This is a genomic window from Bacteroidota bacterium (genome assembly GCA_020402865.1).
GTDB lineage: Bacteria > Bacteroidota > Bacteroidia > Palsa-965 > Palsa-965.
Window position 1 is genome coordinate 134,398 of the sequence record JADBYT010000008.1, and the last position, 23,666, is coordinate 158,063.

The following is a 23,666-nucleotide window of genomic DNA, read 5'->3' on the forward strand; positions in this document are numbered from 1 at the left end:
AAAACACTGATAGACAATACCTAAAACAAACAAGTCAGCGGCTTTCTGGCTTAAAAAAATCACTCTAATTCTGTTTGAACTGAAACAGGAACAGGTGCCTGCATCTGATCAGCAGAAGAAGTAATATCCCGGTGGCTTCGATAAACTCAGCCACCTTGAGCAGTAACGGAGGCTGAGCCTGTCGAAGCCACCGGTAACAATGCCGGAGGCTGAGCTTGTCGAAGCCACCGGCATTCCGATTATCTTTGCTTCCGATGAAAAAATTCTTCGGTGTACTGAAGTATGTGGATGGTTACTGGCGTAATGCCGGCATGAATATCTTCTTCAACATTCTTTCGGTAATATTCAATTTGCTTTCGCTGCTTACGATTATGCCGCTGCTGGATCTTTTGTTTCAGGGTGGTGATGCGCGTTTGGCGGAAGTGGCGGCGGCAGGTGCACCTGAAATCACATCGCCCAAAAGCCTTGTGGCGCGTGTAAATTACGAGCTGGCCGAGTATATTACCCGTGCAGCCGATATGCCTGCGGCCAAAATGCAGGCGCTCATTTACATTTGTATTGCGGCAGTAATTTTCATTTTCTTTAAAAGCCTTTTCCGCTACCTGGCCATGTATTCGCTGGCCACCATCCGCAACGGCGTGGTGCGCGATTTGCGCAATAAAATGTACGACAAGGCCCTGCGCCTGCCGCTGAGCTATTACAGCAACGAACGCAAAGGCGACCTGATAAGCCGCATGACTGCAGACGTACAGGAAATTGAGTGGAGCATTATGAGTTCACTCGAAATGATTTTCCGCGAGCCTGTTACCATTATCGGCTTTCTTATTTACCTGATCTGGGCCAGCCCCGAACTTACCTTGTTTGTGCTGGCGGCCACGCCGGTGGTGGGCGGTTTGCTGGCTATTGTAGCCAAAAGTTTGCGAAAAACTTCGCACAAGGCAAAAGCCAAACTCGGACTGCTGCTTTCGCTTATGGAAGAAATGCTGGGCGGGCTGCGCATTATCAAAGGCTTTAACGCGGGTAAAAAAGTAGGCGATCGTTTCAAAAACGAAAATGACGAGTACACCCGCATCATGGTGCGTAATTACCGCCGCATTGATCTGGCTTCGCCGCTGAGCGAGTTTCTGATTGTGTGCGTAATGACCGTGATTATGTACTACGGCGGCCGCCTTGTGCTGTATGGCGATGGTACGCTGCCGGCAGCGCAGTTTTTCGGCTACGTGGTGGTGTTTTCGCAACTTATTACGCCGGTGCGGCAGTTTTCGCAGGCTTATAATAACGTGCAGAAAGGCCTTGCCTCGGCCGACCGTATAAACGCCGTGCTGGATGCCGAAGAAACCATCAGCGACCCGCCGCAGCCAGTTCCGTTGCAGGCTTTTGAACAAGCCATTGAGTACCGCAATGTATCGTTTGCCTACACGCGTGGCGATGACGGATATGCCCTGCGTAACATTGATTTAACAGTACAAAAAGGCAAAACTATTGCGCTGGTGGGGCAATCAGGATCAGGCAAAACCACACTGGCTGATCTGCTGCCGCGCTTCTACGATGTAACCGAAGGCGAAGTACTGATTGACGGCCAGAACATCCGCAATTTCCGCCTGCACGATTTGCGCGCACTCATGGGCATTGTATCGCAGGAGTCGATACTCTTTAACGATACGGTGTACAACAACATCGCCTTTGGTGTGGAAAATGCCACGCAGGAAGAGGTTGAAGCCGCCGCCCGTGTAGCCAATGCGCACGATTTTATTACCGCCATGCCCGATGGCTACCAGACCAACATTGGCGACAGAGGCAGCAAAATGTCGGGCGGGCAGCGGCAACGAATTGCCATTGCGCGCGCCGTACTCAAAAATCCGCCCCTGCTCATACTCGATGAGGCCACCTCGGCGCTTGATACAAGCTCGGAGCGGCTGGTGCAGGATGCCCTGAACAACCTGATGCGCAACCGCACCTCACTCATCATTGCGCACCGCCTGAGTACCATACAGCATGCAGATGAGATTGTGGTACTCCAACACGGAAAGATCATCGAGCGCGGCAGCCATGCACAACTTCTTGAACAACACGGAGCCTATAAAAAGCTCTACGACATGCAGGTTTTTGTATAAACTACCTGATGAACGGGTAAGAGCCGGGCTTTTTTTACTCGTCAGATGCCCGGCTTATGCGTATATTTGAATCATCAGTCATACACGACCCAACTAAAAAAAATGAAACATACCTTACTTTCTCTTTTTGCCGTTTCAGTACTCGGCACTTCAGCAATGGCTCAGATGCCCACCATGGATTTCGAATCATGGACCAGTCAGGCCGGCCCTCCGGCCTACAATGACCCGCAGGGCTGGGCAACTGTAAATATTTTGTCGAATGTATTACTTGGCGGCAACCCCATAACCGTGTTCCGCGAATCAAACAACCCGCACGGCGGCACCTATTGTATGCGCATTACCAGCGCAGCATTAACCAGTAACCCGGCTGTGGGCCAGATTCCTGATACTGTTGGCATTGCCCTTACCGGCACCATTACCCTTTTCCCTACTCAGGGCATTTTCCCCGGCTTTGCATACAGCGCACGTCCCGCCAGCATTTCGTCATATATGCGCTATGCACCTGCCGCAGCTGGTGACTCCTGCTTTTTCTTTGCCGCACTGACCCGCTGGAACGGCTCAGGACGCGACACCATTGGCGTAGCCGGAACCGTAATTAGTACTGCTGTATCCAACTGGACACTTTACAACATGCCTTTCTTTTACGATCCGGCTTTCCTCAATGTACAGCCCGATTCGTTTGTAATTGCATGTTCGGCAACAGATGATGAATACCCCAAAGTAAACAGCTCAATGTTTGTGGATGATATCAGCCTTACCGGCTGGGTGGGCATGAATGATCCGATGGTATTAAACGCCGTGAATGTATTCCCCAACCCGGCATCTGAGTTTACCACCATCCGCACAAACAATCCTGCCGCCCGCGAAGTAGTGGTTTTTGACATGACGGGCCGCGAAATTGCCCGTTATGCAATTGACAACGGCGAAGTGAATGCCGACGCCTGGAAAATGGCCGCCGGTGTATATAACTACACTATTCTCGACGAGAAAAAAGAAATATTGAGCCGTGGCAAATTCAATGTGAGCCACTAATTACTGTCTAAAAAAAACATAAACGCCTCACCGTCAAACCGGTGAGGCGTTTGTTTTTCCCCATAAATGAGGAGTTAACTGAGTCAGACTCCCAAAACTGGAACTAAAATTGTACTTGCCCCCGGGTGGTTTTTCCTAATTTTGTTCCGGCACACACTACATGAAAACACATTTTTTACCTCCTCTGCTTTTATTGTGGATTATTACATCGTGTAATGAACCTATTTCCAAGAATGAAAAACAGGTTACTGAGGATGACCCTGCACGTGTAACCGAGCTTGTGAAAAATTACCTCAGCGAACATGTAGCGGATTTTCCGGGAAGTGGTAATGTAAACATTGACGGAAACGCGGTAACCACACCGGGACTTATCAAAGAATTTTATCAGGCAAACGGGTTTGCTCCGGTATGGACAGCCTCGGGCACACTTACTCCTGCGGGAGATTCGTTGCGTGAGCTATTACTCAATGCTGAAGATTGGGGACTAATACCGGCTGACTATCATGCGCGACTGATTGATAGTCTGGCACGCACGGCTTACGACTCGGTGAAAGAAGATTACAGCATAAATAAACTTGCCCACAGTGAGATTCTGCTCACTGATGCCTTCTTCAATTTTGCGGTACATGTATCGGTAGGCCGTATGCAAAACGACTCGGCGGAAGAACGGCAGTGGCGTGCGGAAATTCTGGACACGAATTTAGTAGCCGTGCTTACTGACGCGCTGAAGCAAAAATCGCCTGCGGTTACGTTCAGGGCTATGGAGCCACAATATGCCGAATACAAAGCATTGCGCGCATTTATCCCCGGTTTTCGCAAGGAGTTTGAACGAAAAAACTGGGAAGTACTGCCAAAGATTGAAGAAGACACACTGGCTTTTCGGGAGGCGCTGGTGAAACGTCTTGTGGACGGACACGATCTCGATACTTCGCGAAACGGTTCCGACTCACTGGCGGTGGCCGGGGGCTTAAAATCATTTCAACGCCGGGTAGGTCTTGAACCCGATGGAAAAGCAGGCCGCAATACGGTACGCGCACTTAATGTAACTTATAAGGATCGTATCCGCCAAATGGCTGCCACACTCGAACGCTGGCGAATTGAACCCAAACGGGAAGAACGCTATGTATGGGTGAATATTCCCGAATTCAGAATGCACGTTATGGATGGCGATTCGATGATCATGGAATCGAGAATTGTGGTGGGCGCCCCAAAAACACAAACGCCTGAACTCGACAGCAAGATTAATCAGATGATTCTTTTCCCATACTGGCACGTGCCTTACAGTATTGCCGGAAAAGAAATTCTGCCCCATGTGAAACGAGACAGTACCTACTTGCGCAAAAACCGCTACGAAGTGCTTGACCGTTCGGGCAATATTGTAGATCCGAACACCGTAAACTGGAAAAAGTACAGCCAGAACAACCTGCCTTACAAATTTCGCCAGAAAACCGGCGACGATAACGCACTTGGTATTTTAAAGTTCAACTTCAACAACAAGCATGGTGTATATATGCACGACACCAACAGCAAAGGCTATTTCAACCGCGAAACACGCGCCCTGAGCCACGGCTGCATGCGCCTCGAAAACTATATGCAACTTGCATACTATCTTATCCGTGAAGACAGTGTGAAAATGCCAAGCGATACATTCGATGTATATATGAAATCAGGAAAACAACGCACGCTTGCCGTACGCAAACCCATTCCTATTCACGTGCGCTATTTTACCTGTATTCCAAACAGTGAAGGACGAATAATACTATACACGGATATTTACGACCGGGATAAACGTATGATCCGCACACTGTACGGTGAAAAAACAGAAGACAAAAAAGAAGTCGCTGCAAAAAAGAAGTAAGCTGAGTCAGATTAATCCTGTTACGCACTATTCACTCAATTATCCTGCACACAACTCAACTGCGGCCGCCAGTTACTCATTGGGCTTAGGCTAACGATTTTCATGGATATAGATTTGTTGCCGTTAAGTGGTCTTTGAACGTTCGTCCACCTCTGCAACAACAAATCAAAAACAATTTATCCCATGAAAACTACACGTCTTCTGGCTGCCTGTGCAGCTATACTTACAGGCTGTTCAGGCCTCTATGCCCAGGGCTGGCTTGGCCAGTCGGGAAACCGTCTGATTGCATATAATTCTACTCCGTCGCTCACACCGCTCACCGTGGGTATAGGTGTTTCATCGCCCACAGCCCTGTTTCACACCAACGGCACACTCCGCTTTGACGGACTTGGGTTAAACAATACGCTGACACGCGTGCTTGTAACGGATGCATCAGGTAATGTAGCTTATCGCGATGTATCCACACTCAGCTCAAACTCATGGCTGATTACAGGAAATACGGCCGGTGCTTCCGATTTCATTGGCACAAACAACCTGCAGGATTTTCGTTTCCGCACAAACGGTACGCAAAAAATGGTGCTCACTACCGGCGGCACACTGGGTATCAACATAACTGCGCCCTTTGCCTCGCGTCGTTTGCATTTGGCCGGTTCTACGCAATTTGATGTAAATGCTACCGGCGACGGAACCTGCCGATACCATATCAATCGCCCGGACAACAGTACGTATGAAGCATTTATTTCGTTCAACACAAACAACACCAATTACGACTGGATTATCGGTACAGACAATGATGGTACCGGCGACTGGGTGCAGGCATTCGTATCGAGTGTAAATGGCAGTTCGACGCGTTTAATTACCGCCCGCCGCGACGGACGGATGAGCATTGGATTTACTTATCCCTATCGTCCGCTTGCTACACTGGATGTAAATTGCGGACTGGTTAACGGTGCCGGTCTGACATTGGCCAAAAGCGGACTCCGTTTAGCTGATCTGCCCGCCGGCACAGGCCGTATTCTGGTAGTTGACGACAGCGGTTATGTGTACCGCAGCAACCAAACCGCCATTATGCCCAATGGTGATGGCTATAATCAGCTCGAATCACAACTTCGCACCACCCAGAATGAAGTAGAAAACCTCAAGGCCGAGCTTGCCGCCTTGCGCAGTAATACACAATCTGGTGCTTTACCTCAAAGCGGACAAGCACTGCTTTACCAAAATCAACCCAACCCGTTCAGCACTTCTACTGAAATACGCTACTTCCTGCCCGAACATACACAATCGGCAGAGTGCATTATTTACAGCATGGATGGCAAACAACTGAAACGGATTCCGATTCAGGGCACCGGAAATGGCAGCATCACCATTGAAGGCAATGAACTCTATGCCGGCATGTTCATTTACAGTCTTGTTGTTGATGGCAAAGAAACCGAAAGCCGTCGCATGATTCTCACTCGCTGATCAATACATGAACAGCCGGTAGCCATTCCGGCTGTTCTTTTTCAAAAAAGAGCCCCGGCCGCAAAAACTCATGGTTTTTATGTATCATAGCTGATGTAAATAAAGTTTTGAGAAACAGATATCCCATATTTACTCGCTTACGATTGCCGGTACTTCTGTATCCGGCAATATGGCTTTTATGCCATACGCTTCATGCCCAGCAGCCTGCATTTATTCAATACACGGTAAATGACGGACTTCCTTCGATGGAAGTGTATAAAGTGTTTGAAGATTCAAAAGGACTAATGTGGTTTTGCACTGATGTTGGAGTTTGCTCCTACAACGGGTATCGTTTCAGACATTTCACGTCTGAACAGGGTTTGCCAGACAACACCGTGATGAACATCAGGGAAGATCATCGGGGCCGCATCTGGTTTTATACCATTACAAGTCAGCTTTTTTACATTGAGAACGACAGTGTGCATACCATTGCGGCCAACAAGTGGATATTTAATAATATCGGAGTAGGTGTAATAAGTTCATTTACTATTACGGTAAATGATACAATTTACTGTGGCGTTAATTTCGGAAAGGGGATCATAAAAATTGTGCCCCCTTATTCGGAAAAAGATGTAAGCTGGATACCCTATGAAACTAAGTCCGACTTTTTTGTGTACGATGTGGGTACGGAAACACCTGTAGTGGGTTTTGGTGCGTTATACAAAATCAATACATCAAAATTATATCGGAATACGATACGTTTTTACAAGCATAACCAACCCGATCAGATTATTGAACTACCGGATTCAATTAACCACACACACATACGTGCTTGTAAAATTGCTCCTGATCATTACTTCATAGCCACTGTAAAAGCTGCGGCCGAAATAAAAAATAAATCACTCGTACAATACCAACCGCTTCCCTCATACTGCTCCTGTCTCTGTATCGATAAAAGCCGGAATGGCTGGCTTGGAATTTATGAGCACGGTGTGTACAGTCAGTTTTGCGGTAAAAAAAGCATTCCTGTTATTCCCGATTTTCTCAGCCCTTCCACAATTACCGATGTATGCATCGACCAAAGTCAGGGATTATGGTTTTCAACACTTGCAAATGGGGTGTATTATATTCCTTCACCTGCCTATAAAGCCTACACCGGACATCAGCAAAACGAAAACAGTTTCCCTCGGGCATTTTCATACGTTGGCGATACAAGTTTTTCGGCTTCTGTTTCAGGAAAAGAGTTAATTATTACGCATAGAGGAAAAGACGGAAATTATTCAAATGAAATTATTCCAAGTCCTGTTACCATCCTTGATATACTGGCTATTTCACCCGACACACTCATTATTGCCAGTACGCGATCGCAAATGCTCGTTTTAGGGAAAACACCCAGGTTTTATCCGATCCATGAATCGAAAAAAAGTGAATTCTATGCCTATTCCATTTCTTACTACAACAAAAAGGCCTATCTGGTAAACGGAAGCGCAATATTTAAGGTAAATCCGGCTACCCAGCTTGTAGAAGAATTGATCTGGACTCCAACGCGAACGAATAAAATTGTAATTGACAGCAATGGAATACTGTGGGCAGGTTGCATAAACGGCTTGTGGAAATACGAACAGGGAAAATGGGATTATCACGGCCAGAAAGATCCTTTACTAAAAAACAGAATTGACGATTTAGAATTCGACACTTCAGGGCATTTATGGATGGCGACCAAGGGCGGAGGTGTGCTCATCTATGACAGGGAAAAGGCAACCGCAATAACTACCGCCCACGGGCTGAGTAGTATGATTTGTCACGACATTTTTATGGCTGGACATGATTCGGTAATTGTAGCTACTCAAAATGGCATCAGTATAATTAGCAAAGCTGGGAAGCAATGGATAGTGAAACGTTTCGGAAAAGACAGCGGATTACCGCAAACAAAAGTACTGCGGGTGCGAAAAAAAGGCACGTTGATCTGGGGGATGAGTCACAACGGGTTATTTAGTTTTGAAGCAGGTGAAGCATCACGATACACTTCCGTTCCTCGTTTATATTTCGAACAAATCATTATAAACAATAAACCGATTAAGATGCAGAGCGGCACCACCGCTCTCAGTGCCAATGAAAATACAATTACCATTCACTTCTTTGGATTGAATTATCGCAATCCCGGTAACCTTACTTATTACTACAGATTAACCGGACTGAGCAGCAACTGGAGTCGCACAAACTCAACGTCCGTTCAGTTTATCTCGCTTCCACCGGGCAACTACTCATTTGAACTGATGGCTGAAAACACCGACGGGCAGCGAAGCCTGGAAAAAATCAGATTCAATTTTCACATTGCAGCACCATTTTGGCGCACCGGCTGGTTTATTTCCATTTGCATATTGCTCACGGTGGTCAGCATATTACTGCTGATTAAACTGCGCATTTCAAAAATTAATACACAAAACCAGATCAACCGTCGCATTATCACTTCCGAAATGACAGCCTTGCGCGCGCAGATGAACCCGCATTTCGTATTTAACGCCATTAATTCAATTCAGCACTACATTCTTCGCGACGATACCTCTTCGGCACATAAATCGCTTACCAAGTTTTCAAAACTAATTCGTAATGTACTTGATAATTCTAAACAGGAAACCATTACGCTTGAAAAAGAAACAGAAACGATAAGACTTTATCTTGAGCTTGAATCACTTCGTTTTTCGGAGGGTTTTGAATACAGTATTCAGATAGACGAAGGCATTGACCCGCAAATTACGTTCATTGCCCCCATGCTGATTCAGCCTTTTGCTGAAAACGCAATATGGCACGGATTGCTTCATAAACGCGACGGAGCTGGCAAACTCATAATCAGAGTAGAAAGAGTGGAGGACTTATTGCGGATATATATTGATGATAACGGGATTGGCCGAAAAGCCGCCGAGGAAATCCGTCAACTGTCGCCACGCCAACACAAACCTGTGGGTGTAAATAATACACTCGAACGAATCGAGCTGATACGTCTGCAATACAATAAAAACATAAGCGCCACCATCATCGACAAAACACATGACGATGGTACTCCGGCCGGAACAACTGTTATTCTGCAAATTCCTGAACTACACTAATACCCCTACACCATGCATGCAATTATAGTAGATGATGAAAAAACAGGCGCCGAAGCACTCTTGCTGCTTCTAAAAAAATATTGCCCGGAAATTCAGGTGCTTTCACTCATTCATCATGCACCGGATGCGGCAGCCGAAATACGCCGGTTAAAACCCGATATTCTTTTCCTGGATATCGAGATGCCGTTTCTGAATGGATTCGAAGTCATTAAGCATGTGCAGGACATGAATTTTGCACTCATCTTTACCACGGCCTGGGATCACTATGCGCTTCAGGCTGTGAGGCACAGCGCCATCGACTACCTGCTGAAACCCATAGATCCTGAAGATCTTGTGGCTTCGGTGGATAAAGCCTCGAAACGTAATCATCTGCATTTCCGCACGGCAATTGAAACACTCACCGCCGAACTCAAATCGCCTTCTCAGGTAAAACGCCTTGCCATTCCCAATCAGGACAGTATTGTGTTTGTGGACTGGTCTCAAATTATTTACCTCGAGGCGGACTCCAACTACACACACATCTATACCACATCAGGAAAAAAGCACACCGTTTCGCGTACGTTAAAAGAGTATGACGAACAGCTTGACACCAATCAGTTTTTCAGAGTTCACAATACATTCCTCATCAACCTCAGCCATGTAGAGAAATACATCAAAGGCGACGGAGGTTATGTGCTGATGAGCAATGGCAACAGTATTGATGTGGCGCGAAGAAAGAAAAACGAATTACTTCAACTGCTTACCGGACAAGCCTCAACAGACCGGTCAAAAATATAACACTGTACTCGAACAGATTTCCGGACCGACTGCAATAATGTGCATTCTCTACTTTGGCATATTTCCTTCCCACTTATCCATAATCACACCCTCACGGATGGGACGGAATGCCGTGCGTCTGTTGCGCTGGTGAGCCGACTCCTGCTCGTCTTTAGTAGGAAGTTTGTTGATATCAGCTTCAGTAATGAGTGGCTGCTTTTCGCCATAACCTTTGGCAACAAGTCTGTCGGCTGAAACCCCTTTAGAGATAAGATAGTCCACACAACTTTTTGCACGATCCTGTGAAAGGCGTTCGTTGTATTTATCGCTGCCCCGCGCATCCGTATGCGAACTGATCTCCACACTGATGTTGTCGTTCAGCTCAAGAAACTTAGCCAGATCGTCGAGAATTTTCTGCGACTCGGGCCTTAATGTGGCTCTGTCGAAATCGTACTCGATACCGGGAATTACAATTTCACCGGCAGGAATAGGTGTGAGGAAGAAATCATGTTCGAACTGCCTGCTGTCTGTAAGACCTACCGTTGAAATATTGGTGGCATCGCCAAAAAATTTATTTTTCTGGGCTTTGATATAAAGTTCCTGATTCAGCGAAAGCGAAGTTTCGTAATAACCGGCTGAGTCGGTAATGATATAAAAGGTTTCCTGATCGCCGCGTATGTCTTTAAACGTAAGCAGCGCATTACCGATAGGTTCATTGGTTTCCACATTATACACATGGCCTTTGAGACTGAACACCAACGGTTCGTTCTGAAACTGATAGGCGCGGTAACAATAACCATTTCCGGCAGGCCCGCAGGTTGAACACTTTTCACGGTCGGATGAAAAATAGCCTTCCTGCTGCAAACGATCAAGCACAAAATAAGCATCATCGCGCGAGGAATTGAACGGCGCATCAAGATTACGCGGCTGGCTCCAGGTAGAATCGTCGGTGTTGAAAGATGTTTTTACAATATCAAAACCGCCAAAGCCACCCATTCCGTTTGAACTGTAAAACAGCGTACCTGAGGTAAAGTGAAAAAACGGTGTAATCTCATCACCAGCTGTGTTAATGAGTGCCCCCATATTTACCGGATTCGAGGCGTTACCGTTTTCATCTATCTGCACCGACCAGATATCAAGCCCACCGAAACCGCCTTCACGGTCGGAAGCAAAATATAATGTGGTGCCATCGTTAGACATACACGGATGCATGGCACGGGTGCCGGGTGTATTTACCGAGGCATTTAACTTCAAAGGAGCCAGCCATTCTTCGCCCACACTCCGGCTGAGAAAGATCGCACATTCCTGTCCGTTTTCACTCCAGCGGGTAAAAAACAGATGTTGCAAACCAAACGACACACTTGCAGCCCCTTCGTTTACCGGCGTATTGAGCACGCCGAGATTTGTTTTCATCTGCTGCGGCGGAAGCCATAAACCGTTTACCCGTGTAGCCAGATACACATCGGTGGTGTAGGCTTCAAGTCCCGGATTATTTTTCGCATCCGCACTTACGTTACCAATACGCCCGCTGGTAAACAACAACTGATCAGAGTTGCTGTAATACGTAGCTGCAAAAGCAGTTGTTCCGGCATTAATTACTGAATCAAGCAGCCACGTACGTACTGCTTTTTTCACGTGAGTAGAATCAAGTGCAAAAAGACAGCCGTTGATGTTGCGTGTTACTTTTTCCACACGCGCATCGCCCTGAGGGAGGGTAGCGAGATACGTTTCAAATTGTTTCGAAGCATCATCGTACTTTGCATTGTTCATGAGCGCAACACCATACCAGTAGCGCACTTCCGAAAAACGATCATCAGGAATCTGTGCGGCCAGCGCATACCATAACTCCGCATTATCATAATCATGCAGCAAACGGTAACATTCGGCAATGCGATGTGTGACATAGCGCGTACGCGGATCGTTCCCCTGCACGGGTGGAAGCTTTTTTGACGTAGTATCTGTCTTTTGCGAAGCCTTGTTCAACGCAGCTGAATCAACTGTTTTTCGGGGCGGAACGTAAGGCCTGCATTCATACGGTGTAACCAGATCACGATCGCTGCCGGGCATAAAGGTTACTACATGCTGATAACAGGTGAGCGCCAGTTTGTAATCTTTTTTCAGAAAAGCCTGATCGCCAAACTCCATCCAGTCGCGGCGGCTCTGCGCCGAAACGGAAGCTGCACACAAAAACGCGAAACAAAAAAACAAAAAACGTTTCATCACAGTCGGGGGCAGTTAGGTGGAACCACAGGCGATTTACGTTTGGCTACATAAACCACAGAAAATTCAATACCGCCACGATTGTTGGATGCCGGTTTTAGCGTGGATACATTTACATCATAACTGATCCGGTAGGTATATTCACCGTGCTTGAGTCCGAGTTCGAAAATAAATGCATCGCGGGTGCGGAAAGTGGGACCGGCAATTACGTATGAATCACTGTTTGGCAAGTAAATATTGGCAAGCAGGCCAAGCACCATTTCCCGGTTATTGAGTTGCCACATCGAAAGGAAACGAGGCTGCAGCGTAAGACGTTCATTTATTCCCACTCGTCCGCCGGCATGCAACACATAGCGTATCGGCAATCGCGTAGTCATTCCAAAAAACGATTCATTCGGCCTGTTCAGATGAAAAGCTGAAAAGCCGACAAACGGATTGAACCGGCTACGTTCACGGGCAAAGTAATACAACGCACCGGCACTCACATCAAGCAGATATTGCTGTTCATTCCCCGCAAACATTTCACCACTTGGCAAACTTTGATCGAAACTTCCCCCGTTAGCCATCGTGTACTGATTGTTCCATGTAAGCTTACCGAAATTCACACTCTTCTGCGTAAAACCGGCATTCATGCCAAATGCCACGTGATGCTCATTGGCATCATCAAGCTGCAAATCATACGCAGCCGAAGCATTTAAACTCAGCACATTGAAATTGCCAACACCTGCACGGTTATTCATCAGCTGCACACCCACTCCGTAGCGGCGTATCGGTTTATCCCATGCCAATGCCGCCGTTTGAAATGGCCGTGTAGCAACTGCCGTCCATTGATTCCGGTAATTGGCATGGATGCGGAAACGCCCGTCAAACATACCCGTCATGGCCGGATTGAGATAAATTTTCGCCGCATCATAATGCGTGAGGTGAAAATCCTGCGCACGCAAATTGTGTGCACCACACAGCACAACACAAATCAACATTGCGCCGCTCAGTCTGAATGTAGTTAGCCTTTTCTTCATCAGCGCAAAAGTGTTACATCGCCCGAAAGGAAATAATCGCGCCCGTCGGGTGTGGTGGCCCGCACTGTATATACGTACACGCCCACAGCCTGCGGTATGCCCTCGCGCGTGCCATCCCACGACACAACCTGTGAGGTGGTGATGTAAATCAGTTCGCCCCAGTTATTATATATGCGTACTTCGAGATTCGTAAACGGCCCACCGAAAACCTGAAACACATCATTCTGTCCGTCGCCGTTGGGCGAGAAACCACTGGGTACATCGGGCGGTGTACTAATGATGTAATCCACAAGTGCGGTATCGGTGCAGCCATTCGTATCTGCCACCACTAATGAAACCGTGTAAGTGCCCGGATTCTGCCATGCATGTGAAGGATGCTGCACAATTGAAGCTGCTGTAGAATCGCCCCAGTTCCATAGCCAGCTTACAATGTTGTTGTACGACTGATCGGTGAACTGGATTTGCTGTGTGGTATTTCCAAATCCGTAGGGCGTGGAGGTAAACTGTGCCGTGGGGGAAGGATAAATATCAACCGGCGCCGTTACTGTATCGCGGCAACCGAAGTTAGAAACGGCAATAAGGCTCACCGTATAAGTGCCCGAAGCATTATAATAATGCAACGGCTGTTGCTGGGTCGATGAATTGTTATCACCAAACAACCATTGCCAGCCGGTCACGCTACCGGTATCCACAGTTGACAGGTCGTTGAAAACCGTACCGTCTTTCAAACAGAAACCGGAAGTACTGAATAACGCCTGCGGATAAGGATATACAAACACCTGCTGCACTTCGGTATCCGGACAACCATTTGCCGATATGGTGGTGAGCGAAACCGAGTAATAACCACCGGCCGGATAGAGATGTTGGGGAGATGCAAGCGACGAACTGTCTGCCGCGCCCGAAAGCGTATCGCCAAAGTTCCACAGCCAGCTTACAATAGGCGTAACTGAAGTGCTCTGGTCGGTAAAGTTCATTGCCACGTCAGGACAAATGCTGGTGTGGCTGAATGAGCTGTTGGGTGCGGGAATAATAATCACAATTACCGTATCACGCTGCTGGCGGCAACCACCGTTGTTCAGTGTATTAAAAATAAGCGCCACCTGTCCGTTGGCAAGATCGCCGGGGCCCGGAAGATAGGTGGTAACAAGTGTTGTATCGCCGCCGGGGAAACTGCCGTCGCCGGTGGTTGTCCAGTAGCCGCTGCCCGTGCCGCTTGCCGCAATTACAGGGAAAGGCAGCTTACTGCAGGCTGTATCGGGTACAGTGAATGTGATTGAAGGAGTGGCTGTAAATGTAATCAGTACACTGTCGCTCACAGGCAGGCAGTTTCCGTTGCCGGTGGTGCTGAGGTAAATAACCACACTGCCGGCATTGCGGTCGGCCTGACTGGGGAAGTAATCGGTGCAAAGCTGGTTGGGTGTGCTGAACGTACCGCTGCCAGTGGTTGACCATACACCGCCGGTGGCAAGGCTTATTGTGGCGCACACACTTACATAAGGCGTATCCACGCACACGGTAATATCAATTCCGGCGTTTGCCGTGGGCGCAGGGCCGAAGCTGATGCGCACCGAATCATAATCATGCGTACAAAGTGTGGGGCCGGTAGTTTGCAGCACAAGTACCGCATAACCCGAATCGAGTTCGGTTTGAGTGGGCTGATAGGTAGAATTGAGTACGGAGGCCGAAGGCGTAAATGTACCTGCCCCCAGCCATATTCCCCCTGTAGCATTTAACACCGAACCACCAAGCCCTACTCCTGCATTGTTGTAGCAGGCCACCGTATCAGATCCGGCAAGGGCAATAGGCGGTGCCAGCACATCAATAATATAAGGCACAGTATCCTGACAGCCCAGAGAATTGGTAGCGGTATGCAGCACGGTGTATGTACCGCTCGACTGGAAAATGTGTACCGGATTTTGCACCGTACTCTGGTTCCCGTCGCCAAAATCCCACCAATAACCGGTAATGCTGGCGTTTCCGCTTGTTGACGAACTATCAGTAAAGCTCACGGCATCACCCACACATACGCTGTCGGTTCCAGGAATGATATACGCAGTTACGGTTGAAAATTCGACCTGCCGGAAAACAGTATCGGCACATGGTGTATTGGGATTAATTACCAGCATTACATTGTAAGGACCAATGCCGGGATAAGTGTAGGCGGGTTCGAAAGCGAAAGATGTATCGGTAGTAACGGTGGTATCGCCAAAATCCCAGAACCATGTAGAGGCATTACCGGTACTTTGGTTATCAAACTGAATCGTGTTGTTGTTGCTCAAGCAAGCCTGTGCAGGCTGGCCGATGATGGGTTGCGCAATGGGCGGACAAAACACCACATTGAACTGAAAGTCGCGCACAATTTCACCAATTTTCACACCATTGCGATATTCTTCACAACGAATACCGGCCACAAACTGTCCGATAAAAGGAGGCGAGCCGCTCAGGAAACCCGTTTGCGGATCAAGTGTAAGTGGTGCGCCGCCGGTTGGATTGGTTACTCCAAAGCCGGGAAGAAAAACCACTGTGGGAAATACACACTGTCCGTTAACAAACGTCGGCGGATCATCTTCGTAGGGATTATAAAACGAATACACAAGCGAATCGCCGTCGGGATCTGTAGCTGAATAGTCGAAATCAATAGGCTGCTGTGCACACACAAAAACCGGCGGCGGCTGCACCCAAGTGGGCGAACTGTTTGTGATAACCTGTGCATTGTTGGGAATGTAGGTGTACCACGCAGTACCAAGATTTGTAATGGGACTGGAGTTGACATTTACCAGTGTGTAGTTACGGCAGCAATATTGCACAAACAAGTGATAACCGCCCGGTTGGGGCGGCAGCCAGTTTACCACACGTGTGTAAATTGCTTCTTCGAGGCATAGTCCGGGATCGGCGGCACAGGAATCAATAGCCGGATTCACCACACTTGAAGAAGTGAAATTCATGGTAATATCCCGATCCGGCGAAAATGAATTGCCTGCAGTATCGCGCACTTCTACCCGCACACTGCCCGGAAAAGCAGAGTTACCTGGCAAACAGTCGCGATACATTTTTAGCGTAATCCGGTAAGTGGAGCCGCCCAAATGCTCGTAAGTAAGTGATGCGCCCACCACGTGTGTAGCCTTTACACTGAAAGGCAACAGCAGCAGCAGCAGCAGCAGGGGTAGCAGTTTTTTCAACAAATCAGGGTTTTAGTATGAAAATGCTAATATAGGCAAAACAAAAATTGACGCAAATTTCAACCATGTAATCTATACACAGCCTGCATTTCACAACTTTATTCGTGCATATTTATACCTGTTTATCAGTATTTGCAGCAATAAAAACGGTTATTGGGCCTGTGTGGAAAGACGGAAACAGAAATAACCACCGTAATTGCAGAATGATAAATGCACGTAGTAATTCCCGTCGGGCAGTGTCGAAAAATTGAGTACCGGGCGGCCATGCAGGGCGCGCAAATGTTCGGCATCAGCAAGATACAATGGCTTTACCTGCCCGAGATTCTGCATAAGTCTGGTGTAATTTGCTTCAGTGAAAACACTCACACGCGTTTCTCTTTTCACTTTCGGGAAAAACACAAGCAAATGATCGCCAAACTTATTTCGTTTCAGGTCAACCGGCTGCACATCAAAACGCGAGGGTTCGGAAAGATTGATAAGTTCGGCAGGAATTTCAATGCGGAACTCCGCTTTTTTTTCACGGAACAGGAGCCATCCGAACCAGCCCAGAACCAACGCCAGCAGCGCAACTCCGATAAGCACAAAGATTCGCGTTGATTTCATTCCGTCTTAATTTGCTATCAACTAAATTAGCAAAAAACATATATATATGAAATTACCTGCGCTTGTTATTGCTGTTTTTAGTGTGCTTTATCTGCCAGCACAGATTCAAGTGGCCAGCGAAAAAAACAGCCCCGATTACAGGCATCAGGCATATTACGGTGCCCGTTTTTTGCTGGAAGATAAAACGGGATATTATCTCTTCGCCAACAACAATGCAGCCCTTTCTTACCAGCACCTCAACCGTGAGCTTGAAATAGACCGGGAAGAAATTATTACCAATGCCTATAAACGTACCGGCGGACGTAAGCCAATGACTGCTTTTTGCAATCAAGACGAAATCATCGAACTCTCCTACGACGTTCAAACTCCGGGAAACATCATTAATTATTTTGCACAGAAAATAGATTTACACACACTGAAGCCCAAGGGCGATGCCAAACTGCTTTACTCTGTTTCCGATTACAGCAGTTCCGATCTGGTTAGTGCTGATGGAACCAACATCCGTGAATTCGATTTCACCTGTTCCGGGCGGGGTTTCTGTCTGGTCAATTACAAACCCGACTCATTCTCATTGCGCAATAACCTGCTGCGTTATGAATTGTATTTTTGTGATAGCTCACTCAACGTTACTGCCCGTCGGGTTATTCAGCTCGATCAGGGTTATATGCTCCACGAAGTCACCCATTTCCAAAGCAGTAAGGCATTACTTAAATGGCGCAAACGAATCAATCCCAAACGCGAACCTGACCTGATGGTGCTTGTTTCGGCCACAGAACCGGGTTTGCGTTACCTGCGCCCCGATTTACAAGGCAAGGAAGTAAACAATTTTTATGTGCAGGAACTCCAGGAGGGCGAACTTGCTGTAAGCGGCTATTATACCGATCCGCAAACAAAGGCCACACTAGGAATGTTTCTGTTTCTCTATCAGCCAGCCGATCTGAAACTGATCCGCAGCGCTTTATACCCAATTGATATACGGTTTCATTATGCCGGTGCAACACCCGAGCAGCGTGCCAAACGCCAGTTCCAGCACCAGATCACTCACCTGTATGAAGCCGACAGCGGACGGATTGTATTGATCGGCGAATTCCGCAGCTATGAACAAGCCGTGAGTACCCTGCGCACCCAAAACCAACAGGGGAAAAACGCAACCTTTACACAACAAGACAATTGGAGCACGGCTAATCCGGAAAGCAAAATACAACAGCACGCAAGAGAACGCAATATGCCTGCCACAAGAGTCTCACGCGGGGTGGTTCGTAACGGCAATGATCAATACATCCACGGTGCCAGTTATGCCTACTGCATAGACAGCGATGGTTCCCTGAAATGGACTAACCTGATTCCGGTTAATCAAACTGCTGGTTTCGGCGAAAGTGAATTCATTTCGGTGGCATATACCTTCCACAACAATGCACTCTACCTCGTGTACAACGACCAGATCGACGGACACATCAAATCAACCATTACCAGCAGCACGATTATAGAAGGCTCATGCCAGCAAACCCTCGTTCGCATCGGCATCAACGGCGAAATACGAAAGGAAGAACTCAGCCAGCAAATCAAACGTCAGCGCCTCATCCCCGGCTCATCACACCAAACCAGCGAAGGTATTTTACTTGTGAACGGCACTCCGGCTGAATATAATTTCCTGTTACTGCGATTTTGATATGTGGTTCAACGCGGGGAATTCGCGACCGGACGCAATGCCCCCAATATATGCAGGTTGCAGATTTCTTGTATTTTTGATAGCGAAAACCCAACCGCTATGCTTCGAAAATACCCCGTCTTTTTGCTGTTTGCAATGATTCCGCTGCTGGCGCACGCACAACTCAATGTGCAATGGGTTGGCCGATACACCACAGCCGGCAACAATACCGACCGCGCCCGCGCAATGGTACTCGACGCAAACGGTAACACCTGTATGACCGGCACCAGCTGGAACGGAAGCAATTTTGATATTGTCACCACCAAGTTTGATACCGACGGCAATTTGCTCTGGACAGTTACATTTAATGGTGCTGCAAATGATTTTGATGAGGCACGCGCTATTGCGCTTGATACCGCAGGAAATATTATTGTAACCGGCACCACTGCCACTACTGTTACCAATTACGACATTGCCGTTATCAAATACAATGCTTCGGGTGTATTGCTTTGGGATACTATTTACAATGGGCCGGGCAACAATTACGACGAGCCGCTTGACGTAATTACAAGCCGATCGGGGAATATTTACATTACCGGCGGCAGCGATGGTTCGGGCACTGGTTCTGATGTAGTGACCATTGCCTACACACCTGGCGGCACGCAGCTTTGGGCCACACGCTACACCGGTGGTGGTGCTAATATTGATGCCGGAAAAGCGATAACACTTGACACTACCGGGAACGTGTATGTAACCGGAACCACCCGTACCAGCAGCGTTAATAATCAGGATATTATTACACTTAAATACAACAGCGCCGGTGTGCAGCAGTGGTTTCAACGCCTCAACGGGCCGGGCAGTGTATATGACGAAGGCACCGATATTGTGGTAAACGACACCGGCCGTGTGTTTGTGTGCGGCTACGTTCGCGCACTTACAGGTATTACCAACTACGATTACATTACACTTTCTTATTCTACAACCGGCACCCTGCTCTGGCAACAAAGCTTTAACGCCGCCGGAAACGAAAACGACCGCGCCAATAAAATTGCGCTCACGCCTTACGGAAAAGTTGTGGTTACCGGACGCTCACTGGGCAGTGCCGCTACTGCCGAAGACTGCACCACCATTATGTATGATGCCGCCACCGGCACACCGCAATGGACACGTACATACGACGGAGGAATTATCAACTACGATGATGGCCGCAACCTGCTTTGCGACAACCTGGGCAATGTGTTTGTAACCGGCTACTCGTTTACAGCCGGACAAAACCACAACTACCTGCTGCTTGAGTACGACAGCCTCGGCAACCAGATGCTGCTTGAACGCTGGAACGGTTCGGGCAACAATTCCGATCAGGCATACAGCATTGGCTACGATACGCTGGGCAGTGTGTACCTCGGTGGCATGAGTCGCGGAGCGGGCACGGGCGAGGATTACGCCGTGGTGAAATTCTGCCGCCTCGAGGCCGATGCGGGTATTGATACTTCTGTTTGTCTCGGCGCATCGGTACAGTTGCAGGCGGCATCGTCGTTTGGCGGTATCGACAGTGTGTGGTGGGTTCCCGCAGCCGGACTCAGCAATCCGAACATTGTCAATCCAATAGCCACACCCTCGTCCAGCACCTGCTACACGGTGTTCATCCGCAATGTATATGGCTGCATCAATGCCGATACGGTATGCATCACCCTGTATCCGCTTCCCGGCCCGGCCATTACTTCAAGCGGCCCCCTCAGCATCTGCCTCGGCGATTCAGTTTCACTTACCGCTCAGGACACCATCGGTGGCCCCATTGCCTACCTCTGGAACACCGGCGATACCACTCAAACCATCACCACCGATACTTCGGGCACATTCATCGTAACCATTACCAACGCCAACACCTGCAGCAGTCAGAGCCAGGCCACGGTGAACGTAAATGCACTGCCCAACGTTTCGGCCGGAAATGATGTGGGCTTTTGCGCCAGCACCACTGTTACACTTTGTGCCACCGGCGCATTGGATTATGCGTGGACACCCGCTTTCGGACTCAGCGACACCACCATTGCCTGCCCTGTGGCCGGCCCCACACAAAGCACCACCTACATTGTGTATGGCACTGATGCCAACGGCTGCGTAAACAGCGATACAGTTAATATTTCGCTTTATCCGTTTACACCTGTGCCCGTAATTTCGCAAAATGTAGCCGTGCTTACTTCTACTCCGGCAGCCACATACCAGTGGTATTTCAATGGCAATCCCATTGCCGGAGCCACGCAGCAGAGCTACACACCCACACAAAACGGCAGCTACTATGTGGTAATTACCGACACCAACGGCTGCAGTTCATTCTCTTCCACATTCACACTGGCCGATGTGGGCATAACCACAGCAAATGCAGAAACGTGGATGCAGCTTTATCCCAACCCCAACAACGGAAATTTTGCGCTGCACACCACACTTGAAGGCAAAGAAGCCGAGTTACTTATCACTTCTGCCGACGGGCGTTTGCTGCATCAGCAGGTAATTCCGGCCGGCAGCAGCACACCGCTTAACATTGAACTGCCGCAGGCCGATGCAGGTGTGTATCTGCTTACACTGCGTGCGGGCGACGGCAGTGTGAAGTACGGACGGTTTGTGATTTCGCGGTGAGAGAATGATAGCATTGTTGGAAAGTATATCTCTGATCTGAGATTCTAGTCTTTTTTAATGATGAAATGATTTATAGCATATTACTTTACTCTCTCAGTAAAGTATGTATGAACGTATTTTGGCAAATATGTCCCGGGCATATCTTTGCTCTCGAAGAAAATTGTATCTGAATTTTTCTTTTGGGTTCTTCTAAATTTCTTCAATTCCATTCCATTTTTGGGTTTTATCTTTTTCAGATAGAGTGTATCGAAATTACACCTATCAAGATAGGCGACGAAACAACGTGACTGAACATCTAAACAAAAGGAATCGATTTCTTTACAGCTATCCAATACAACTAATAAAGTATCCCTATCTTCAAGCAAATAACCAATAACATCGTTATTGCTAATTATAACCGGTAATACGTTATCTACTTGCCGGGTCTCTTGATTACATGACAAAAACAAGAGAAAAAGCGGGAGAAATTGAAATCTCATGATTACTCAGGCTTAAACAAAAACAATAGCAATGTACCTGTTTGTCAATAATTGAGCAAGTTCATATTTCTGAAAATCAAATCCAGAACCGCTACTACAGACACAATACACACATTCAATTAACAACTCATGAAAACTATTTTCTTGATTCTATTTATCCTTGTTCTAACTCCACTTATCGGACAAAACCATACGGACACTTCGGGATTGAAACAAGGGATCTGGATAATAAATTACACCTGTGACTCATCATTCGATGGCTTAAATACTTTAAGAATTTATTCTTATGTAAATGACACATTACATGGAAACTATCTTGTGTATTCCAATAATTATAAACTACTTTACCAGACTACATACTCAAAAGGAAAAGTTTTCGGGGCCGAGATTTATTATACACACAATGGGAAACTGCTACGCACGCAGGTCCATCCATCAGACTCCACATACGTACTGACAGATTTTTTCGGGCGAGGTCGTCCATACAAAATAGCTACCTACACGTTAAACAATGAACTTCACGGTAGTGCAACCAATTATCGCCGGTCGGGAAGAATAAAGAGTCTCACATACTATGAAAATGACATACAAATGGGCAGTACATTGTATTTTCGCAGAAACGGCAGGCTAAAGCTGAAATAACAGCTAATTCAAGCAAATAATATTGTATTCAACACGCACACATGAACATCATCGGCATCATTCCCGCGCGCTACGGCTCTACCCGCTTCGAAGGCAAGCCACTTACCGATATTGGTGGTAAAACCATGATTCGCCGCGTAACCGAGCAGGCGATGAAAGCGCAGAAACTGGCTGCTGTGGCTGTAGCCACCGATGATGCACGTATTGCCGACGAAGTGCGCAGCTTTGGCGGTACTGTGGTAATGACTTCGGCCGATCATCTGAACGGTACGAGCCGCTGCGCGGAGGCTGCCGAATTGCTGGGCGGACAATGGGATGCCGTAATTAATATTCAGGGCGATGAACCGTTTATTCATCCGGGGCAGATTGATTTGCTGGCGGGTCTGTTTGATGAGCCGGAAACCGAAATCGGTACGCTGGTGAAAAAGCTGCATGATCTTGCCGACCTCGACAATGCGAACATCATTAAAGTAGTGCTTGATGAAGCCAAACGCGGCATGTATTTCAGCCGTTCGCCCATTCCGCACCTGCGCGGCGTGGAGGCCGGGGCGCGGCTTGAAAAACACACGTTTTACAAACACATCGGCATTTACGGCTACCGGATGCATGTGCTGCGGCAATTAGTAAAACTTGCGCCCACACCGCTCGAAATGGCAGAATCACTTGAGCAGCTCCGCTGGCGCGAAAACGGTTTCAGCATCCGCACCGCACTTACCGATCTTGAAACTATTTCAGTTGATGTGCCGACGGATATTGACAAACTCCGCGCCGCAGGTTTAATCTGACATCCACATGCTGCCACATGCTGCGGAAAGTTTTGGTGGCCAAAGGTGACAACCCGAAGCTGCGGAAAGTTTTAGTCGCCAAAGGTGACAACCCGAGGCTGCGGAAAGTTTTAGTCGCCAAAGGTGACAACCCGAGGCTGCGGAAAGTTT

The 23,666-nt window shown here is 47.8% G+C and carries 13 protein-coding genes; 9 read left to right on the forward strand and 4 right to left on the reverse strand.

Going from position 1 to position 23,666, the window contains the following annotated elements; genetic code table 11:
* The first annotated feature begins 254 nt into the window (after positions 1 to 254).
* From IM638_06425 to IM638_06450, 6 genes are all read left to right on the forward strand, one after another.
* Positions 255 to 2,114, forward strand: coding sequence for an ABC transporter ATP-binding protein (locus tag IM638_06425; protein ID MCA6362655.1), 1,860 nt, complete (start codon positions 255 to 257; stop codon positions 2,112 to 2,114).
* Between the two features lie 102 nt (positions 2,115 to 2,216).
* Positions 2,217 to 3,146 (forward strand): T9SS type A sorting domain-containing protein, encoded by a 930-nt coding sequence (locus IM638_06430; GenBank protein MCA6362656.1) that lies wholly within the window; start codon positions 2,217 to 2,219, stop codon positions 3,144 to 3,146.
* Positions 3,147 to 3,306: 160 nt separating this feature from the next.
* A complete protein-coding gene (locus IM638_06435) occupies positions 3,307 to 5,004 on the forward strand; it encodes a L,D-transpeptidase family protein (GenBank protein MCA6362657.1) in 1,698 nt (565 codons plus the stop codon).
* 183 nt (positions 5,005 to 5,187) lie between these two features.
* Positions 5,188 to 6,465 carry a T9SS type A sorting domain-containing protein gene (locus IM638_06440; GenBank protein ID MCA6362658.1) on the forward strand — a complete coding sequence of 426 codons (1,278 nt, stop codon included), beginning with the start codon at positions 5,188 to 5,190 and terminating at the stop codon, positions 6,463 to 6,465.
* Between the two features lie 143 nt (positions 6,466 to 6,608).
* Complete coding sequence (locus tag IM638_06445) at positions 6,609 to 9,551, forward strand: histidine kinase (GenBank protein ID MCA6362659.1); 2,943 nt, start codon at positions 6,609 to 6,611, stop codon at positions 9,549 to 9,551.
* Positions 9,552 to 9,563: 12 nt separating this feature from the next.
* On the forward strand, positions 9,564 to 10,328 hold the full coding sequence (locus IM638_06450; protein MCA6362660.1) for a response regulator transcription factor: 765 nt from the start codon (positions 9,564 to 9,566) through the stop codon (positions 10,326 to 10,328).
* 48 nt (positions 10,329 to 10,376) lie between these two features.
* On the opposite strand, the gene IM638_06455 is transcribed toward IM638_06450, so the two are convergent.
* The 4 genes from IM638_06455 to IM638_06470 form a co-directional block, all read right to left on the reverse strand.
* A complete protein-coding gene (locus IM638_06455; protein MCA6362661.1) occupies positions 10,377 to 12,527 on the reverse strand; it encodes an OmpA family protein in 2,151 nt (716 codons plus the stop codon).
* Positions 12,527 to 13,546, reverse strand: a complete 1,020-nt coding sequence (locus tag IM638_06460; GenBank protein ID MCA6362662.1) for a PorP/SprF family type IX secretion system membrane protein — start codon at positions 13,544 to 13,546, stop codon at positions 12,527 to 12,529. The genes IM638_06455 and IM638_06460 overlap by 1 nt, the downstream gene beginning before the upstream one ends.
* Complete coding sequence (locus tag IM638_06465; protein MCA6362663.1) at positions 13,546 to 16,725, reverse strand: PKD domain-containing protein; 3,180 nt, start codon at positions 16,723 to 16,725, stop codon at positions 13,546 to 13,548. The genes IM638_06460 and IM638_06465 overlap by 1 nt, the downstream gene beginning before the upstream one ends.
* 150 nt (positions 16,726 to 16,875) lie before the next feature.
* Complete coding sequence (locus IM638_06470) at positions 16,876 to 17,328, reverse strand: hypothetical protein (GenBank protein MCA6362664.1); 453 nt, start codon at positions 17,326 to 17,328, stop codon at positions 16,876 to 16,878.
* A 46-nt stretch (positions 17,329 to 17,374) separates the two neighbouring features.
* Between IM638_06470 and IM638_06475 the strand changes: the two genes are divergently transcribed.
* The 3 genes from IM638_06475 (at position 17,375) to kdsB (ending at position 23,516) form a co-directional block, all read left to right on the forward strand.
* Positions 17,375 to 18,997 carry a hypothetical protein gene (locus tag IM638_06475; protein MCA6362665.1) on the forward strand — a complete coding sequence of 541 codons (1,623 nt, stop codon included), beginning with the start codon at positions 17,375 to 17,377 and terminating at the stop codon, positions 18,995 to 18,997.
* A 99-nt stretch (positions 18,998 to 19,096) separates the two neighbouring features.
* Positions 19,097 to 21,610 (forward strand): SBBP repeat-containing protein, encoded by a 2,514-nt coding sequence (locus IM638_06480; protein ID MCA6362666.1) that lies wholly within the window; start codon positions 19,097 to 19,099, stop codon positions 21,608 to 21,610.
* Between the two features lie 1,162 nt (positions 21,611 to 22,772).
* Complete coding sequence (kdsB, locus tag IM638_06485) at positions 22,773 to 23,516, forward strand: 3-deoxy-manno-octulosonate cytidylyltransferase (GenBank protein MCA6362667.1); 744 nt, start codon at positions 22,773 to 22,775, stop codon at positions 23,514 to 23,516.
* Positions 23,517 to 23,666 lie beyond the last annotated feature (150 nt).

What these genes read in the sequence shown, in the direction of transcription:
- IM638_06430 (MCA6362656.1), top strand. Translation starts at nt 2,217, where the DNA reads ATGAAACATACCTTACTTTCTCTTTTTGCCGTTTCAGTACTCGGCACT.
- IM638_06450 (MCA6362660.1), top strand. Translation starts at nt 9,564, where the DNA reads ATGCATGCAATTATAGTAGATGATGAAAAAACAGGCGCCGAAGCACTC.
- IM638_06440 (MCA6362658.1), top strand. Translation starts at nt 5,188, where the DNA reads ATGAAAACTACACGTCTTCTGGCTGCCTGTGCAGCTATACTTACAGGC.
- IM638_06480 (MCA6362666.1), top strand. Translation starts at nt 19,097, where the DNA reads ATGCTTCGAAAATACCCCGTCTTTTTGCTGTTTGCAATGATTCCGCTG.
- IM638_06455 (MCA6362661.1), bottom strand. Translation starts at nt 12,527, where the DNA reads ATGAAACGTTTTTTGTTTTTTTGTTTCGCGTTTTTGTGTGCAGCTTCC.
- kdsB (MCA6362667.1), top strand. Translation starts at nt 22,773, where the DNA reads ATGAACATCATCGGCATCATTCCCGCGCGCTACGGCTCTACCCGCTTC.
- IM638_06425 (MCA6362655.1), top strand. Translation starts at nt 255, where the DNA reads ATGAAAAAATTCTTCGGTGTACTGAAGTATGTGGATGGTTACTGGCGT.
- IM638_06475 (MCA6362665.1), top strand. Translation starts at nt 17,375, where the DNA reads ATGAAATTACCTGCGCTTGTTATTGCTGTTTTTAGTGTGCTTTATCTG.
- IM638_06435 (MCA6362657.1), top strand. Translation starts at nt 3,307, where the DNA reads ATGAAAACACATTTTTTACCTCCTCTGCTTTTATTGTGGATTATTACA.
- IM638_06470 (MCA6362664.1), bottom strand. Translation starts at nt 17,328, where the DNA reads ATGAAATCAACGCGAATCTTTGTGCTTATCGGAGTTGCGCTGCTGGCG.
- IM638_06460 (MCA6362662.1), bottom strand. Translation starts at nt 13,546, where the DNA reads ATGAAGAAAAGGCTAACTACATTCAGACTGAGCGGCGCAATGTTGATT.